Here is a 16,988-nt window from a genome sequence, read left to right as displayed (position 1 = left end):
GATTCAGTTATGCATGTTTCGTAATGATGGTAGTCAGCCGCCCGCTCTGGCCAGCAGATATTCGACGAGCGTCAGCAGAACCTCTTTGCAGGAGCCGCGATCTCGTGCGTCACAAGTCATGATTGGGACATGCTCGTCCAGATCGAGAGCGTCCCGAACTTCGCCCGGTGTGTAGACGGGCGCGCCCTCGAAACAGTTGACGCCGATGCAGAATCCGATGCCGCGGCGTTCGAAGAAATCGATGGCCGCGAACGAGGCATCGAGGCGGCGGGTGTCGGCGAGGATGACCGCGCCGAGCGCGCCGCGTGACAGCTCGTCCCAGAGGAACCAGAAGCGGTCCTGTCCCGGCGTGCCGAACAGGTAGAGCACCAGCCCGGGATCGATGCTGATCCGGCCGAAATCGAGGGCGACCGTGGTGGTCTTCTTGCCTTCGATACCGGTGAGATCGTCGATCCCGCTGGAATTCTCGGTGATGACTTCCTCGGTGCGCAGCGGTGCGACCTCGCTGATGGCGCCGACCATGGTGGTCTTGCCGACGCCGAAGCCGCCCGCGATGAGGATCTTGACCGATTGCGCCAGTGGCTGCGCTGCCACCGGCTGGGTCGCGTTACCGAACATGCCGCGGCTCAGCCGAAATCGCCGGGGCGGCGCGGGGAGGTGGACAGGAAGGTGCCGACCCGCTGCACGGTCATGTTCATCTCGTAGGCGACCATGCCGAGATTGGCGTCCGCGCCGGTCTGCAAGGCCAGGCAGGCGTTCGCGCCTGCGGCGGTGACGAACAGGACCGCACGGTCTAGCTCAATGACCGCCTGGCGGACCGCGCCGCCGTCGAAACGGTGTCCGGCACTGCGGGACAGGCCGTACAGGGTGGAGGACATGGCGCAGAAGTGCTCGGCGTCCTCGCGGCTGAAGTTCGAGGAGCGGCCGAGCAGCAGGCCATCGGTGGAGTGCACCACCGCGTGGCGGACGCCCGCCAGTTTGTCGACGAGATCGTCGAGGAGCCAGTCGAGTTCACCAGCGTGGGAGGTGCTCACCGTCATCTTCCTGTCGGTTCGATATGGGTCGATCGAGTGCGCCGGGTTCGGCGCGGCGGCCCCTGACGGGTGCCGTTCTCGATGGCGGAGAACAGGTCTCGTGCCTGTTCGGGGCTGCGTTCCGGGGACTGTGGCGCGCTGCCTCGTGCAACGGCCGGATCATGATCATCAGCCGGAACCGGATCAACTAGCAAGTCCTGCGCAAGTTCCGGCGCGAGACCGGCCTGCCGCCGGCGACGGGGTAGCGGGGGCCGACCTGCAAGTTGTGAGGGCACCACGCGTCCGTTGGCGGGCGGGTCGCTTCGGGGCACCGACATGTCCGCGACGACCGGGCGATGTGCCGTCCGTTCGACAGGGGAGGGTGTGGGTTCGATGTCGATTCGGGCGGCCGGGCGCAGCGGCCGGGGCAGCGCGATGCTCGTGATGTTCGGTGCCAGCAGCGCTTTCGACGGGTGCAGGTATTGCGGTCGGCGCGCGCGCAGCGATCGCCGGGCAACCGGGCTGCCGGCCGAGATCTCACCGGCGATCGCGATGGTCGGCACCAGCACCAGCGCAATTGCGAGAATCCGGGTGCGGCCACTCAGCTTCGGTAAGCGCATTGCGGCGATGTTGCCGCGTTGCGTCCTGGAAATCAGTGTGAGTCCTTCTGTGCGGGAAGGTATTTGACATTCCGGCGGCCGCATGTCCTCGAGTAGCCACTTCCTCGATCATTCCGGATGGAAATAGTTCACCTCCGAGAAAGCTGGGAGACAGCTGGGAGTCGGTAGCGGGCAAACATCCAGCACTAACTTCGGCCGCGCCCGGCACACCGGGCCGCGCGCGCAGTTCCGCGCCGCGATGACGGAGGAGACGAAGTGCAGCACAGGAAACGCGCCTGGTTCGGCGCGGCCGCGACCGCCACGGCCACAGTCGTGGGCGCGACCCTGATCGCGGGATGCGGATCGGATACCAAGGCCGACAACGACGTGCGCAACATCATCTATCTGCTCGGCGACGGCATGGGACGCACCCACGTCACCGCCGCCCGGCAGCGCTTCGCCGGCGCCAACGGGCGCCTGGCCATGGAACAGCTGCCCTACCTCGGCGCCGTCGCCACCTACGCGGTGGAACCCAACAGCGCCAAGCCGTCCCTGGTCACCGACTCCGCCTCCGCGGCCACCGCCTGGGCCTCCGGCGTGAAGACCTACAACGCCGCCATCGGCGTGGACGCCTACGGCAAATCCGTGCCGACCCTCATGGAACAGGCCAAGTCCGCCGGCTTCGCGACCGGCAATGTCAGCACCGCCGAGATCACCGACGCCACCCCCGCCGCCATGTTCAGCCACACCCTGCTGCGCGGCTGCCAGGGGCCGGTCTACAGCGAATCGTCCTGCCTGCCCAAGAAATCCGATGGCAGCTACGAGGCGTCGCCCGCGGACAAGACGCTCATCACGCCGATCGCCGAGCAGATCGCCCGCAACAACACCGCCGATGTGATCTTCGGCGGGGGACTGGCGCGGTTCGAGCCCGATGACCAGAAGGCGCTGCAGGACAACGGGTATCAGGTGCTGGGCAGCATGGGCGATCCGGCCCTGAAGGCGCAGACCGCCGACAGCCAGAAGGTGGCCACCGCGGCGGATCTGAAGTCGGTTGCCGGGCAGAAGGTGGTCGGGCTGTTCAATCGCGGGAATCTGACCGTCACGAACGCCCGCAATGCGCTGCCGGACTCCGCGCCACAGAAGCAGGAGCCGACGCTGGCCGATATGACGACCAAAGCCATCGATCTGCTGTCGAGTCGCAAGGACGGCAAGGGTTTCCTGCTACAGGTGGAGGGCGCCCAGATCGACAAGCGCTCGCATGCCAATGACGCCGCGCAGACACTCGACGAGGTGAAGGCCTTCGACGACGCCATCGCCGCCGCCATGGACTTCGCCAAGAAGGACGGCCACACCATGGTCGTGGTGACCGCCGACCACGAGTGCGCGGGCTTCAACATCATCGAGAAGGGCAGCTTCACCAACGCCGAAGCCGTTGCGCCCCCGGCCAATGCGGACGCCGGTAACTCGGCCAACAACAGCAAGCCGGCGCGAGACGCCAAGGACAATGTGAAGGATCCGGTTCGCTCCGGCGGATTCGTCAATGGCGCGGGCTCCAATGACCCCCGCAACTTCGCCCCGGCCACCTTCCGGACGCCGGATGACCCGGCCGACGTCAAGGACGGCTCGCCCGAGGCGAGCCTGTGGCTGACCTATCTGTCCGGCAACCACACCGGCGCCGATGTGCAGATCTACGCCTACGGCCCGGGCGCGGACGTGTTCGCGACCAGCCAGGAGAACACCTCTCTGTACACCAAGATGCACAAGGCCCTGCTGCCGTGAGACGCACAGCAGCTGCGCGAGTAGCTGTTTCCGCCCCGTTCGTGATCGCGGCCGTCCTCGTGACGGCCGCGGTGCCGGGCTGCGCGCCGTCCACTATCGCCACCCCGACGGTGAGCTCCTACTCGGCGGCATCGCCCGCACCGGTCGCCGCTCCCGCCGCCGCCGTGGCGGCGGCTCCGGGCGAGATACGCCTGGCGCCAGGACCGTTCACTGATCGGGTCGCGGTCACCGCGACCCGGCTCGACGGGCCGACGGTGCGCGGCAAACTCGCGGTAACCACCGAGGTGAGTGAGATTCTGGCGCTGGAAGTGCACGCCGCGTTCTACGACAGCACCGGACACCTGCTGGGCACCGGCATCTTCCAGCATTCCGACGAGGGCCACGCCACCGGCGGCCCCCACGCACCGCACGACGACGGCCTGGACTTCGAGATCACCGCGCCCCCGGCGACCGCGGCCGTATCAGCCGCGGTCCTATCGATTCCGGTGCTGGTGAACGAGTAGTGGCTGACCGTGCGGCCCGACAGCTACCAGGATCCCCAACCGCCCCAATGCCGATGCCATCCCCAGCCCGGGTGCCATCCCCAGCCTGACCACGGCCACATGAACCAGCCGAACATCTCGTGCCTTCTTTCCTGATCTCAACCCTTCCAACCCCTCGCCCCACCGTCCCGTGTTCAGGCGCACGGTCCGATGAATCCAACGCTAACCCGCCTGGTCGGAATGTCCATGCCCCTTACTGCAACACCTCACTTCCCTCGTGGTGAGCGCACCGCTCCACTGTCATCCCCGCTGAACGCCGGGAACGAAGATTGCCCACAGCGGCAGCAGGATCAGGGCCGCGATCGTGGACTTCACCACGGCCGACGCGGCGAGATCGACTTCGGTGTCATAGGTCTGAGCGAAGATGAACAGGTTCTGCGGGCTCGGCATCGCGGCGAGGATCACCATGTACGCGAGCCACGGTCCGGTCAGGCGGAATCCCCAGTGCGCGATGGCGAAAGCCAGCAGTGGGAACGCGAGACATTTGAAGCCGATGAGCCAATATTCGTCGCGGCCGGCGCCGCGCAACCGCAGTCCAGCGCCCCCCAGATGCAGCCCGAGGGCGAACAGCGCCACCGGGGAGGCCGCGGATCCAGCCATGGACAGACTGTCCAGGATCCAGTGTGGAGCGGGTATTTCCGCCACGTTCGCGGCGATCCCCACCCAGCAAGCCAAGACGAGCGGCGTCGTCAAGGCTGCCCATACTCCGCCCGGCACCCCAGCTCTGGTCGATGGAGCGTCGTGGCTGCCGTCGCCGGGCACAGATTCCATGACCGCGATGACGATCGTGGTCAGCACACAAACCTGCAGCAGAATGACCGGAAAGATCGGGGTCACATCACCGAACAACAAGCCGAAGACGGGAACTGCCACATAGGCGGTATTCACCTGGCAAGCAGCCATGATCCGCAACGCCGTCTCCCGCCGGCCATGCCCCTGCAGCCGAGCAACACCCGCGACCACGCCCGCAGAAACGACAGCGGTCGCCGCATATGCTCCGAGCGCAGCCAGGTTGAACACCCGCCGCAGGTCTGCGGCATAGAGACTGCCCATCAGATAAGCGGGAATAGCAAACCGGAACGCGAACTCGCTGAACGCTTTCGACGCCTCCGCCGCGATGATCCCCCGACCCGCGAACACCGCACCCGCGCTGAAAACGAACGCAACAGGGACAAGCTTGCCAACCATCGAAAACAGTCCGGCCACCGCCCCGCCCCGGCCTATCTGTCAGCAGAAAGAGAGTCCTGACAACGATCATGCCTGGTGTACGGGCCTGTTGCCGCGGTATCCGGTGCCGCCCGAGCCGGGCCGGTGGGGGCGTGTTAGGGTTTCGGCGATCGTGAGCTATCGGTAGGAGGTGAGTCCCATGAATGCAGTATCCGTAATGGGTGCTCCCCTGCTGTCCACGATCGCGCGGCCGAGGTAGTCGCTACTGGGAGTGCCCGACAGGCAAATCGCGAAAGGCGACTCCCATGAATACGAACTCTTCTTCACCTCGCGTTGTCGGTGACCGCGCATTGGTCCTCGGTGGTGGCGGATCCGCTGGTAATGCGTGGTTGATCGGTGTTGTCGCCGGTCTCTTGGATGCCGGGGTGGATGTGACCGAGGCGGATCTGATCATCGGTACCTCGGCAGGATCGACGGCTGCGGCGCAGATAACCGGCGCCGGTCCGGCTCAACTGTTCGCCGATATCCTTGCCGCGGTACCTCCGCAGCGGACCGGTCCGGGGGGACCCGTGGCGAACCATATGGAGATAACGGGCGAAATCATTGCTGCGGCAGTGGATCCGGCTGATATGCGCCGCAGAATGGGGGCGGCTGCGCTCGAGATGGATGCGGCGTCGGACGGTTCCAGCCAAGCGCGGTGGCGGGCGACAGTCGCTACGCGGCTGCCCAGCCAGGGCTGGCCGGAACGAGACGTGCTGATCACAGCAGTTGATGCCGATACCGGTGAACCGGTGGCCTTCGGCCGGGACAGCGGGGTCGAGCTGGTGGATGCCGTGGCCGCGAGCACCTCCAATGGTTTCGGTGTCCCGCCCTTCGGTATCGGCGGCAACCGGTACATCGATGGCGGCTACCGGCGCAATGAGAATGCCGATCTGGCAGCCGGATACGAGCGGGTGCTGGTGCTGTCGCCACTCGGTGGCAGGACACGGCATCCGTCGGAGTGGGGTATGCAGCTTGCCGCGCAGGTCGACGAACTCCGCGCGGGCGGCAGCAGAGTCGAGACCATCTTGCCGAACACCGACTCGCTCAACGCATTCGGCACCGATCTGATGGATCTGTCGAGGCGTGCGCCGTCCGCTCGGGCCGGTTACGAGCAGGGTAAGGCCGTGGCCGAGCAGCTCGCCGAATTCTGGTGCTGACGCTCGAACCTCGTCACTGATGGTCAAGCAAGAAGCCGCCCCCGACCGAAAGGTCCGAGGCGGCTTCTTGGCTGCGGCCGCGAGCGACATTTCCGGTCACGAGGCCGGTGTGAGCGGCCGGAATCGGGCGGTCGGCGGCTGATGATCTTGGGGCGGGGTAGATTGTGTGTACCCGACAGTAACTTGTAAACCAGGAGGCGACGATGCCGGTGCCGGCAGCCGCAGTGTTCGAGCGTCTGAGGACGTTCTCGGCGGTGAACGCGAGTAAGGATCACGACGAGCGCGCGATCACCGAGGTGTTCACCGGTAACACGCTGGGGACCGTGCCCGTGGGGACCGCCGCGGATGTCGAGGCGGCCGTCGTCAGAGCTCGGGTGGCGCAGGCGGGGTGGGCCGCGCGGTCGGCCGAGGAGCGGGCCGAGGTGTTCGAGCGGTACCGGGCACTGGTGGTCGAGAATCGCGAATACCTCATGGATGTGGTGCAAGCCGAGACCGGTAAGGCTCGGTGGGCCGCTCAGGAAGAGATCATGGGGTTGATCTTCGCGGCTCGATACTTCGCGCGGGTCGCTCCCAAATTGCTTGCGCCGCACAGCGTTCCGGGGGCATTCCCGCTGCTCAACCGGGCTTCGGTGCGGACCGTGCCCAAGGGTGTGGTCGGGGTGATCGCGCCGTGGAACTATCCGATGCTGCTGTCGGTGGGCGATTCGATTCCCGCGATGCTGGCGGGTAATGCGGTGGTCGTGAAGCCGGACAGCCAGACGCCCTACTCGTCGCTGGCCAATGCCGAACTGTTCGCGCGGGCAGGGGTGCCGAAGGATCTGTTCCAGGTGGTGCCGGGGCCCGGCACGGTGGTGGGCACGGCGATCGTCGAGCAGGCCGACTACCTCATGTTCACCGGATCCTCGGCCACCGGGCGCACGCTCGCCGAACAGTGCGGCCGGCGGCTCATCGGGTTCTCGGCCGAGCTGGGCGGTAAGAATCCGATGATCGTCACGCGGGGCGCGGATCTCGACAAGGCCGCGAAAGCGGCTGTGCGGGCCTGCTTCTCGAATGCGGGGCAGTTGTGCATCTCCATCGAGCGCATGTATGTCGAGCAGTCGGTGGTCGCGGAGTTCACGCAGAAGTTCGTGGATGCGGTCAAGGCGGCGAAACTCGGTGCGGCCTACGACTTCTCGGCCGATATCGGCAGCCTCATCTCCGAGTCGCAGCTGGAGACCGTCGCCAAGCACGTCGCGGACGCGGTATCCAAGGGCGCGAAGGTGCTCGCGGGCGGGAATGCGCGGCCCGATCTCGGCCCGCTGTTCTTCGAGCCGACCGTGCTGTCCGATGTCACCGATGCCATGGAGTGCGGGCGCAACGAGACCTTCGGACCGCTGGTGTCGATCTACCCGGTCGCGGACGTGGAAGAGGCCATCACCCGCGCCAATGACACCGAATACGGTCTGAACGCCAGCGTGTGGGCGGGCAGCAAGGCCGAGGGCGAGCGCATCGCCGAGCGCCTGCACGCCGGAACGGTGAACGTGGACGAGGGTTATGCCCCGGCCTGGGGTACCACCGGCGCGCCCATGGGCGGTATGGGTATCTCCGGCGTGGGCCGCCGGCACGGGACGGACGGTCTGCTGAAGTTCACCGAACCGCAGACGGTCGTGGTCACCCGCTTCATGAATCTGGATGCGCCGGCGTTCCTGCCGCAGGACAAGTGGCAGCCGCTGCTCATGACGATCGCCCGCAGCATCCGTTTCCTGCCCGGTCGCTGATACGGTGCGGTGTGCGGCAATCCGTTGCCGCACACCGTCGTTGGTCCGCCGATCCGGCGTGCGTACACTGTACCCGTCGAAAGGGCGACCAATGCCGCAGAATCCACTGGCCACTCCCGGGCCCTGGGACGCCATCGCCGACGACTACGACGAGGTGACCGCCCGGACGCTGCGGCCGTTCGCCGCGCGAGCACTCGAACTCGCCGATCCCGCCCCGAGCGCGCGCGTGATCGACATCGCCACCGGACCCGGCACCCTCGCACTGCTCGCCGCGCCGAGAGTGCAGGAAGTCGTCGCGGTCGACTTCGCGGAAGCGATGATCCGGCGGCTACGGCACACGGTGATGCGTACGGGCGCCACCAATGTCCTCACCGGCATCGGCGACGGCCAGGACCTGCATTACCCGAGCAACCGCTTCGACGCCGCATTCTCGATGTTCGGCGTCATCTTCTTCCCCGACAAGACAAAGGGTTTCGCGGAGATCCTCCGGGTATTGCGCCCAGGCGGCGTCGCGGTGGTGTCCAGCTGGGCCCCGACCGCGCAGTCACCGCTGATGACCCTGCTGTCCGAGACCTATCGGGCCGGCATCCCCGGATACGTTCCCCGCACGCCGGACCCGAACGGCCTGGAGAACCCCGAAGTTCTCGAAAAGGAGCTCGCCGCAGCAGGTTTCACCGATATCAGCGTGGAACCGTTCAGCGGCTCGTATACCTTCGACTCCGTCGAACAGCTCTGGGACGCCGCCTCCCGGGGCAGCGCGCCGGTCAGCCTGCTGCGTGCCCGCGTCGACGAGGCCACCTGGAAAGAGCAGGAGCAGGCCATGATCGAGTATCTGACCGCGAATTTCACCCCGGGTACGGAGCTGTCCTCGACGGCCTTGCTGGCCAGAGCGCGCAAACCGCTCTGACCGCTGGTTCAGACGGCGCGGCCGGCCCGGAGAAACCGGCCGCGCCATCGCTCATCCGGCCAGGTCCGCGCCGCGCGGCGGAGCGGGAGCCGCTTCCAGCGCTGCCGCTTCGGCATCGGTGAAAAGTCTGGACCGGATGATGAATCGGACTCCCTCGGGTGCTTCGAGGGAGAAGCCGCTGCCGCGGCCGGGCACCACGTCGACGGTCAGATGGGTGTGGCGCCAGTATTCGAACTGGTCGGCACTCATCCAGAACGAGGTGTCCGGGAAGAGGCGGCCGAGCAGGACATCGGCCGCGCCCACCCGGAATTCGCCCAGTGGGTAGCACATGGGTGAGCTGCCGTCGCAGCAGCCGCCGGACTGGTGGAACATCACCGGCCCGTGGTGGGCGATGAGTCCGTTCAGCACCTCGGCCGCGGCATCGGTGATCGTCACCCGCGACACGGAACCTGATTTCATCTCGTCCCCTCGCTCAGGTGCGCACGCTCGGATGGAAGGGGTTGCGGCTCAGAAGAAACCGAGCTTCTTCGCCGAGTAGGAGACGAGCAGGTTCTTGGTCTGCTGGTAGTGGTCCAGCATCATCTTGTGGTTCTCCCGACCGATGCCCGACTTCTTGTAGCCGCCGAACGCGGCGTGCGCGGGGTAGGCGTGGAAGCAGTTGGTCCATACGCGACCGGCCTTGATGGCCCGGCCCATGCGGTAGGCCGTATTGCCGTCACGGCTCCACACGCCGGCGCCGAGGCCGTAGAGGGTGTCGTTGGCGAGAGCGATCGCCTCCGCCTCGCTGTCGAAGCGGGTCACCGACACCACCGGGCCGAAGATCTCTTCCTGGAAGATCCGCATGTCATTGCGGCCCTCGAAGATGGTCGGCTCGACGTAGAACCCGTTCGGGTAGCCCTCGACCTTGCGCATCTCGCCGCCGGTGAGGACCTTCGCGCCCTCTTTGCGGCCGATATCGATGTAGGACAGGATCTTCTCGTACTGGTCGTTACTGGCCTGCGCGCCGATCATGGTCGAATCGTCGAGCGGGCTACCGCCCTTGATGTCCTTGGTGCGCTGGATGCAGCGGGCAATGAAATCGTCGTAGATGGACGAATGGATCAGCGCCCGCGACGGACAGGTACATACCTCACCCTGGTTCAGCGCGAACATGACGAAACCTTCCACGGCCTTGTCCAGGAAGTCGTCATCGTGCGCCAGGACATCGGGGAAGAAGATGTTCGGGCTCTTGCCACCGAGTTCCAGGGTGACCGGGATGATGTTCTCGCTCGCGTACTGCATGATGAGCCGGCCCGTGGTGGTCTCACCGGTGAAGGCGACCTTCGCCACCCGCGGGCTCGATGCCAGCGGCTTGCCGGCTTCCACGCCGAAACCGTTGACCACGTTGACGACTCCGGGCGGCAACAGATCGGCAATGAGCTCGATGACCAGCAGCAGTGAGGCCGGGGTCTGCTCGGCGGGCTTTATCACGACGCAGTTGCCGGCCGCCAGTGCGGGCGCCAGCTTCCAGGCCGCCATGAGGATCGGGAAGTTCCACGGGATGATCTGACCGACCACACCGAGCGGTTCATGGAAGTGGTAGGCGACGGTGTCGGCGTCGATCTCGGAGATCGAACCCTCTTGTGCGCGCACCGCTCCGGCGAAGTAGCGGAAGTGGTCGACGGCCAAGGGAATATCGGCGGCGAGGGTTTCGCGGACCGGTTTGCCGTTCTCCCAGGTTTCGGCGACCGCGAGCTTCTCCAGATTCTGCTCGATGCGGTCGGCGATCTTGTTGAGGATATTGGCACGATCCGTCACAGCGGTGGCACCCCAGGACTCTGCCGCCCGATGCGCGGCCTCCAGGGCCAGGTCGATATCGGGCGCGGTCGATCGCGCCACCTCGCAGAAGATTTCGCCGTCGACGGGGGAGGGGTTGTCGAAATATCTACCCTCTATCGGGGCTTTCCACTCCCCGCCGATGAAGTTGTCATATCGGCGGTTGAAGCTGACAATGCTGCCCTCGGTGCCGGGTTTGGCGTAGATCATGGCGCGGCTCCTGATCGCATCTGCGGTGACGCCGGTCACTATGAACTGCGAAGGTTGGCGGAAGGTTGGCGTTCAGTTGGTGAAATGTTGGTGAGTCAACAGCGATTGGATCAAGATCGCAGCGCGGTGTGCAGACGGGCCGCCGCCAGCGCGCGACGGCTGTCACCGCGGGCCAGCAAATGCAAGGCGTGCTCGTGCACTTCGATATCGTCCGGGCAGCGTTGCCCGAACCGCAGGGCATGGTCCGGATTGCGGTCGGCGAGCACGGCGGTGCGCAGGCAGACATCCAGATGTTCACGCCATTGCACGATGCCGGGCACGTCCGAATCCGGTAGCAGCGGACCGCGATACAGCCGCACAGCAGTGGTGAGGTCGCCCGCTTCCAGCGAGTTCAGCAATTCGACGGCATCGCAGGCGAGGGGCTCGACCAGCATGTAGCGGCGATCCGCGATGCGGCCGTCGGTGGCGCGACGCAGGCGGGAGACATCGGCCTTCAACGTGCTCGAGGAAACCGAGCGGTCACCATATACGGCCTCGTGCAAGCGTTCCGGCGTAAAACCCTCCGGCTCCAGCGCCAGCAGCGCCAGGATCTCCAGTTGCCGTGGCCGCATGGGCAATTGCTTGCCCTCTTTATATAGCCTCGGTACGCCCAGGCACTCCAGCCGCGTGCGGTCGGTGGGCCGCGAAGACTCGCTGTGTAACCGGGATTCGATCGCGGTCACCAGGGCGCGCACAGTAGTAAGGATGAGCGGATGCGAGCGATCCCAATACGTGGATAGGTCCAGCACGCCCAACTGCCGCCCGTCCGCGGCGCGGATCGGCGCGCAATAGCAGACCCAGCCGTGCAGCGCCTCGACCAGATGTTCTGCCGCCCAGACAGTTGCGGGGCGACCGGTATGCAACGAGAGCGCGACGCCGCTGGTGCCCATATACGGTTCGTCCCAGCATCCGCCGGGTGCGAGATTGACCTGCTCGGCCCGCTGCCGTACCGACCGGTCGCCACAGCTGAACAGCACCGTGCCCTCGTCATCGGTCACCACCGCGACCATGCCGGCATCCTCGGTAATGGAGCGCAGTTCACCCGACAGCTCGGTCACCGGGGTGCGCAGGGGCGAATCCGCCCACCGCGCACCCAATTCGTCCCGATCGGTCGCCGGCGCCACCGCCCGCGCCGGATCCACCGTGCGCAGCGACCGCTCCCAGGACTCCACCACCTCATGGCGCAGGACCGGCTCGCCCTGCGCCCGCCCCATGGCCGTCGCCCACCGCGCCCACGCCTTCTCCAACTCCGCACGCTGGGGCGACGGGGCAGGCAGCTGTGTCATGGCGCAAACTCCTCGCAGCGCAGCCGGATCAGCGAATACCCCATGATGGCGCGCCCCTCCCGCCCCGCGTGCCGCATTCGCCACACTGGGTCCGTTAATTCCCCCGATGGCCCTTCGCAGCCTTCGCCCCGGTCCGCCACCGGATCGAATCCACGCCGGATTCGACTGGTAGACAAGAAGGATGGTGCTTCCCTTTCGCTTCGGTGTGAACATGATGCTTCCGCAGTCCCGCAGCGCCTGGATCGAGAAATGCCGCCGCGCCGAGCAACTCGGCTACGACGTCATCGGCGCGCCGGATCATCTCGGCCTGCCCGCCCCCTTCCCGGCCCTCATGCTCGCCGCCGACGTCACCGAACGCGTCCGGCTCAACACCTTCGTGCTGAACACGCCCTTTTACAACCCCGTCCTGCTGGCCCGCGATGTGGCCGGACTCGATCAGCTCACCGACGGCCGCGTCGAACTCGGCCTCGGCGCCGGCTACGTACAGGCCGAATTCGAAGCCGCCGGAATCCCGTTCCCCACCGCGGGCCAACGCCTCACCCACCTCGAGAACACCGTCACGACGCTCCGCCGCCTGTTCACCGACCCCGCGTACCAGCCGCAACCGGCCACCCCCGGCGGCCCGCCACTGCTGCTCGCCGGCTGGGGTGAACGCCTGCTCCGCCTGGCGGCCGAACACGCCGACATCATCGCCTTCAGCGGTGGCGGCACCGCGGACGACGGCCGCATCATCGTCGCCGACTCCGCCACCACCGCCAAGAAGACCGACTACGTCCGCGGCCTGCTCGGCTCCCGTTCCGGCACAGTGGAATTCAATATCCTCGTCCAGGTCGTCGCGACCCACGCCGAGCACGAGGAAATGCTGAATTCGATCAGTGCCCGCTTGCGCGCCGACTTCCCCGACGACCCCGACGGCCTGCCCATCGCCCTCCTCGGCACTCACCAGCAGATGGCCGAAACCCTCCTGGAACGCCGAGAACGCTTCGGCTTCAACTACATCACCGTCCTCGAACCCAACATGGACAAACTCGCCCCGGTCATCGAACTGCTGAAAGGCGTTTGAACCGAGCCGGGTGAGGCATTGCGGTGGGGAATGACGAACTCGGCCAGGAGGAAACGGATGTCGGGCGTAATGACGGTGATCGTTGTCGTGGTGGTGGTCGTGGTGCTGGCGGGGATCGGGCTGGCGCTGCGGCCGCGGCTGCGGAGTCGGCGGCTGCGGGAGAAGTTCGGGCCGGAATACGACCGGACGGTTCAGCAGGCGCCGAATCGGCGGGACGCGGAGCGGGAGCTGACCGAACGCGAAAAGCGGCATCAGCAGCTGGAATTGCACGACCTCTCCGAGGACGAGCGGCAGCGGTACGGGACGCAGTGGGCGATGACCCAGGAGCGGTTCGTCGATGATCCGGCCGCCGCCCTCAGCTCGGCCGACCAGCTCGTCACCCGAGTGATGAGCGAGCGCGGATATCCGACGGACAGTTACGACCAGCAGCTGGCCGACCTTTCGGTCGAGCACGCGCAGCCACTGGCGCGGTATCGGACCGCGCACGAGATCGCGGGACGTGCCGGACACGGGGAAGTGTCGACCGAGGATATGCGCTCGGCCCTGGTGAACTACCGCGCCTTGTTCGTCGATCTGCTCGAGGGAAACCAGAGCAACGGCCGCCACCGGACACAGCAGAACTGAGGACAAGCGATGAACATCGAATCCGGCAACGACACCGAAGCCATGCAGAACACCGTGGCCGCGGAGACCGAAAACGGACAGACCCCCGTCCGTGATATCCCACCGGCCGATGGTGGGGCACCGGGTGCGGGGGAGTTGCAGCGGCTGCGGGAACAGTGGCGAGAGGCGCAGGGCCACTTCGTCGATGATCCACGGGAGGCGGTGTCGCAGGCCGATGAACTCGTCGAGCAAGCGCTGCGGCAGTTGACGGCAAGCTATGCCCAGCGCCGCGAAACCATCGAGAATGGTTGGTCTCACGGCGAAAATACCGATACCGAAGCCCTGCGGCAGGCCCTGCGCGGCTACCGCGACCTTTTCGATCAGTTGGTGGGCACGGCGTCCGGCGCGACGAACATATAGGACTTCTCCTCGACCCGCTGCTCGATCCGCCATTCGCCGGCGACCCGCACGAACGTGTCGAGGTACCAGAGCCCGCAGAGCATGAGATTGCTCTTCCCGTCCGCACCGGTCACCAGCATGGGGTTGTGGCACATGGTGCGGGCGGTGGCGGTGTCGCCGTCCACGCGGATGGACGAATTGCTGATCAAGTGTTGGAAGGCAGCGAAATTCGGCATGACGGTGGCCAGGAACTTCTTGGTGGACGCCAGGTCACCGGCGGGCCCGCCCATCGCGGTGTAGTCGATGTGCGCGCCGGGGGTGAAGATCTCGTCGAGCAGTTCCCACTGCCGGGTGTCGACCGCGTGCGAGTAGCGGACCATGAGGTCCTCGATTTCCAAGCGGTCCGAAATCTCCTGCAGGGACAGCATGCGAGCCTCCGAGTAGTGCTTATTCACAATCTGGAACGGTGCTGAAGCGTACGACGCCGAAGGACTTCGCCGCCGCGGTTCGAGCATTGGTTCAAACGCGCAAGACATACGTCTAAGGCTTCTGCACTAGGGTTGCGGCCATGGGAAATCGCGAGGATCTGCTGGCCGGCGCGCGGGAGTGCCTCTTCGAGAAGGGCTATGCCCGGACCACCGTGCGGGACATCGCGACCGCCTCCGGGGTGAGCATGGCGGCCATCGGCTACCACTTCGGATCCAAGGAAGCGTTGCTCACCGCCGCGCTCGGCGATGCCACCCGGGAATGGGGTGCGGAACTCGAAAAGGCGCTCGAGGACTCCGCCGACGACGACGCGGCCGACCGGTTCGCTGCCCGGTGGGATGCGGTCCGGGAGTCCATTGCCACCAATCGCGGCTTGTGGGCCGCCACCTTCGATGCCCTGTCACATGAGGAGACCCGAGCCCAACTGGCCGGAGATACCCGGGAATCCCGTGCGGGCCTGGCCCGCCTCTTCGGGAGCGCCGAAGACGACACCACCGAGAACGGCGAGGATGCCCGCACGGTCGGGGCCCTCTATCAAGCGCTGCTGATCGGCGTGGCCGCCCAATACCTCATCGACCCCGAGACCGCCCCCACGGGAACCGAACTGGCCGAGGGCCTGCGCCGCGTTCAGCGCTGAAGCCGCCATTCTCCGAGGTAGGTGCTGTTGGTGCCGTCGTCGACGTGCACGCAGTACACCGGTTGCCCGGCGGCATCGACGCCGATCTTGTCCCGCTTGTAGTTGCACAGTTCCTTGGCTTCGTGCGTGCCGGGTGCAACCGGACCCGGGTTGTTCCACGTACCTCCCGAGCAGAGCAGTCGCGTGCCGTCGGGAGCAAAGGTGAAGGTGCCCTGCGCGTCCGCGTCACACGACACACCGACGGCCGGTACCGCGGGGGCATCGGTGGTGGTAGTTGTGGTCGTGGTGGTCGTCGTCGTGGTCGTGGTGGTCCTGGACGGGGTTGTGGTGGTGGTCTTCTGGACCGTCGTCGTCAGCGGCACGGTCGTGGTCGGCAGCAACGGCGCCGAGAGCGGCGCGGTCATGGTGACCGGCACCATGGGAGAGCTGATGATCGGCGCGGCCTTCTGGGTCCCCCGGCGCACCAGCAGGATTCCGGTCGCCGCGACCAGCACCATCAACGTCACCGATAGTCCGATGATCGCGTAGCGGCCCGCCCGCCCCGGTCTCCGCGCGGGCTGCACCCGCTGCACTTCCGCAGGCGACGCAGGAGGTACATAGTCGTCCGGGATCGCCTCGAACACATCGGTGTCCTGCGTCCATATGTCGTCCCACCGGCGATATCCGGGTGGCATCGGCGTCCCTTCTCAATTCACTAGCTCGCCCGCCATCGGTACACCTTCGGCTGCGTTCCGTGCAACATGTGGCCCCGGTGCTGCGCCGGGCCGCGGTGTGCGGCAAGGTGGGCTGGTGCCCAGCATTGCATTGCAGCGAGTGTGCGTCGGACACGGGGACACACGCTTGCTGGCCGATGTGGACGCGACGTTCGCGGCCGCGCGGTGTACCGCGGTGGTCGGGCCCAGTGGCGCCGGCAAGACGACGCTGCTGCGGCTGCTGAATCGGTTCGGCGAACCGGACAGCGGCCGGGTACTGCTGGACGGGCAACCGCTGGCCGAGCTCGATGTCCTGGATTTGCGCCGCCGGGTCGGTCTGGTGCAGCAGCGTCCGATCCTGCTGACCGACACGGTAACCGAGGAGGTCCAGGTCGGACAGCCCCTGGACGCCGAGCTCATCGGTGAACTGCTGGTCCGCGCCGGCTTGCCCGGGGAATTCGGGGCGCGCCGGTGTGCCGAGCTGTCCGGCGGCGAGGCGCAAAGGGTGTGTCTCGCACGGGCACTGGCCGTGCGGCCCGAGGTACTGCTGCTGGACGAGCCGACCTCTGCGCTGGACGGTGACTCCGCGGTCGCCATCGCGGCGCTGATTCGCACCCATGTATCCGATGGCGGCAGTGTGGTGCTGGTCAGTCACGATTCGGCTTTCGTCGCCGAGGTCGCGGACGAAGTGTGGACACTCGCGCAAGGACGCCTGACACGCGGCGCGACGGCGCGAGAGCAACAAGGATGACCACAGCGGCGATCAGCGGGGATGACAATTCAGCGGCCGCTGTG

19 protein-coding genes are annotated in these 16,988 nt (G+C 66.4%); 10 read left to right on the top strand and 9 right to left on the bottom strand.

Annotated features, from left to right (window positions below; all coding sequences use genetic code 11):
* Positions 1-33: 33 nt before the first annotated feature.
* From ACIP5Y_RS20615 to ACIP5Y_RS20605, 3 genes are read right to left on the bottom strand one after another with little or no spacing between them, the layout of a single operon-like run.
* Positions 34-618, bottom strand: a complete 585-nt coding sequence (locus ACIP5Y_RS20615; RefSeq protein WP_400351857.1) for a GTP-binding protein — start codon at positions 616-618, stop codon at positions 34-36.
* Between the two features lie 8 nt (positions 619-626).
* Complete coding sequence (locus ACIP5Y_RS20610; RefSeq protein ID WP_400351856.1) at positions 627-1,034, bottom strand: roadblock/LC7 domain-containing protein; 408 nt, start codon at positions 1,032-1,034, stop codon at positions 627-629.
* 2 nt (positions 1,035-1,036) lie between these two features.
* Entirely contained in the window at positions 1,037-1,633 is a 597-nt protein-coding gene (locus tag ACIP5Y_RS20605; protein WP_400351855.1) for a hypothetical protein, read from the bottom strand.
* Between the two features lie 255 nt (positions 1,634-1,888).
* Between ACIP5Y_RS20605 and ACIP5Y_RS20600 the strand changes: the two genes are divergently transcribed.
* Together ACIP5Y_RS20600 and ACIP5Y_RS20595 are read left to right on the top strand one after the other, a co-directional pair.
* Positions 1,889-3,391, top strand: coding sequence for an alkaline phosphatase (locus ACIP5Y_RS20600; protein ID WP_400351854.1), 1,503 nt, complete (start codon positions 1,889-1,891; stop codon positions 3,389-3,391).
* Positions 3,388-3,894, top strand: a complete 507-nt coding sequence (locus ACIP5Y_RS20595; RefSeq protein WP_400351853.1) for a hypothetical protein — start codon at positions 3,388-3,390, stop codon at positions 3,892-3,894. Before ACIP5Y_RS20600 ends, ACIP5Y_RS20595 begins: the two co-directional genes overlap by 4 nt.
* A gap of 279 nt (positions 3,895-4,173) precedes the next feature.
* Here ACIP5Y_RS20595 and ACIP5Y_RS20590 read toward each other — a convergent pair whose 3' ends face one another.
* Positions 4,174-5,139: an AEC family transporter gene (locus tag ACIP5Y_RS20590; protein ID WP_400351852.1), complete on the bottom strand. Its 966-nt coding sequence runs from the start codon at positions 5,137-5,139 to the stop codon at positions 4,174-4,176.
* A gap of 266 nt (positions 5,140-5,405) precedes the next feature.
* On the opposite strand from ACIP5Y_RS20590, the gene ACIP5Y_RS20585 reads away from it, so the two are divergent.
* From ACIP5Y_RS20585 to ACIP5Y_RS20575, 3 genes are all read left to right on the top strand, one after another.
* A complete protein-coding gene (locus ACIP5Y_RS20585) occupies positions 5,406-6,299 on the top strand; it encodes a patatin-like phospholipase family protein (RefSeq protein ID WP_400351851.1) in 894 nt (297 codons plus the stop codon).
* A gap of 203 nt (positions 6,300-6,502) precedes the next feature.
* Positions 6,503-8,056 (top strand): succinic semialdehyde dehydrogenase, encoded by a 1,554-nt coding sequence (locus ACIP5Y_RS20580; protein ID WP_400351850.1) that lies wholly within the window; start codon positions 6,503-6,505, stop codon positions 8,054-8,056.
* A gap of 91 nt (positions 8,057-8,147) precedes the next feature.
* Positions 8,148-8,963: a class I SAM-dependent methyltransferase gene (locus tag ACIP5Y_RS20575; RefSeq protein ID WP_400351849.1), complete on the top strand. Its 816-nt coding sequence runs from the start codon at positions 8,148-8,150 to the stop codon at positions 8,961-8,963.
* Positions 8,964-9,014: 51 nt separating this feature from the next.
* Here ACIP5Y_RS20575 and ACIP5Y_RS20570 read toward each other — a convergent pair whose 3' ends face one another.
* The 3 genes from ACIP5Y_RS20570 to ACIP5Y_RS20560 all read right to left on the bottom strand — a co-directional run bounded on the left by ACIP5Y_RS20570 (position 9,015) and on the right by ACIP5Y_RS20560 (position 12,313).
* The gene (locus tag ACIP5Y_RS20570) at positions 9,015-9,422 is read right to left on the bottom strand and encodes a DUF779 domain-containing protein (RefSeq protein WP_400351848.1); all 408 of its coding nucleotides are present in this window, start codon (positions 9,420-9,422) and stop codon (positions 9,015-9,017) included.
* 48 nt (positions 9,423-9,470) lie between these two features.
* On the bottom strand, positions 9,471-10,988 hold the full coding sequence (adh, locus tag ACIP5Y_RS20565) for an aldehyde dehydrogenase (protein ID WP_400351847.1): 1,518 nt from the start codon (positions 10,986-10,988) through the stop codon (positions 9,471-9,473).
* A gap of 110 nt (positions 10,989-11,098) precedes the next feature.
* The gene (locus tag ACIP5Y_RS20560; RefSeq protein WP_400351846.1) at positions 11,099-12,313 is read right to left on the bottom strand and encodes a transcriptional regulator; all 1,215 of its coding nucleotides are present in this window, start codon (positions 12,311-12,313) and stop codon (positions 11,099-11,101) included.
* Between the two features lie 181 nt (positions 12,314-12,494).
* Between ACIP5Y_RS20560 and ACIP5Y_RS20555 the strand changes: the two genes are divergently transcribed.
* From ACIP5Y_RS20555 to ACIP5Y_RS20545, 3 genes are read left to right on the top strand one after another with little or no spacing between them, the layout of a single operon-like run.
* Entirely contained in the window at positions 12,495-13,376 is an 882-nt protein-coding gene (locus ACIP5Y_RS20555; protein WP_400351845.1) for a TIGR03621 family F420-dependent LLM class oxidoreductase, read from the top strand.
* A 57-nt stretch (positions 13,377-13,433) separates the two neighbouring features.
* On the top strand, positions 13,434-14,000 hold the full coding sequence (locus ACIP5Y_RS20550) for a hypothetical protein (RefSeq protein ID WP_400351844.1): 567 nt from the start codon (positions 13,434-13,436) through the stop codon (positions 13,998-14,000).
* Between the two features lie 9 nt (positions 14,001-14,009).
* A complete protein-coding gene (locus ACIP5Y_RS20545; RefSeq protein WP_400351843.1) occupies positions 14,010-14,399 on the top strand; it encodes a hypothetical protein in 390 nt (129 codons plus the stop codon).
* On the opposite strand, the gene ACIP5Y_RS20540 is transcribed toward ACIP5Y_RS20545, so the two are convergent.
* Complete coding sequence (locus ACIP5Y_RS20540) at positions 14,360-14,806, bottom strand: nuclear transport factor 2 family protein (RefSeq protein ID WP_400353825.1); 447 nt, start codon at positions 14,804-14,806, stop codon at positions 14,360-14,362. The genes ACIP5Y_RS20545 and ACIP5Y_RS20540 overlap by 40 nt on opposite strands.
* Before the next feature lie 140 nt (positions 14,807-14,946).
* Between ACIP5Y_RS20540 and ACIP5Y_RS20535 the strand changes: the two genes are divergently transcribed.
* Positions 14,947-15,501 carry a TetR/AcrR family transcriptional regulator gene (locus tag ACIP5Y_RS20535; protein WP_400351842.1) on the top strand — a complete coding sequence of 185 codons (555 nt, stop codon included), beginning with the start codon at positions 14,947-14,949 and terminating at the stop codon, positions 15,499-15,501.
* On the opposite strand, the gene ACIP5Y_RS20530 is transcribed toward ACIP5Y_RS20535, so the two are convergent.
* Positions 15,492-16,175: a hypothetical protein gene (locus tag ACIP5Y_RS20530; RefSeq protein WP_400351841.1), complete on the bottom strand. Its 684-nt coding sequence runs from the start codon at positions 16,173-16,175 to the stop codon at positions 15,492-15,494. The genes ACIP5Y_RS20535 and ACIP5Y_RS20530 overlap by 10 nt on opposite strands.
* A gap of 115 nt (positions 16,176-16,290) precedes the next feature.
* Between ACIP5Y_RS20530 and ACIP5Y_RS20525 the strand changes: the two genes are divergently transcribed.
* The gene (locus ACIP5Y_RS20525; protein ID WP_400351840.1) at positions 16,291-16,944 is read left to right on the top strand and encodes an ATP-binding cassette domain-containing protein; all 654 of its coding nucleotides are present in this window, start codon (positions 16,291-16,293) and stop codon (positions 16,942-16,944) included.
* Positions 16,945-16,988 lie beyond the last annotated feature (44 nt).

The organism is Nocardia sp. NPDC088792 (assembly GCF_044750615.1).
Lineage (GTDB): Bacteria > Actinomycetota > Actinomycetes > Mycobacteriales > Mycobacteriaceae > Nocardia.
Note: the sequence above shows the minus strand (reverse complement) of the source record. Positions and strands in the feature narration are given on the sequence as shown.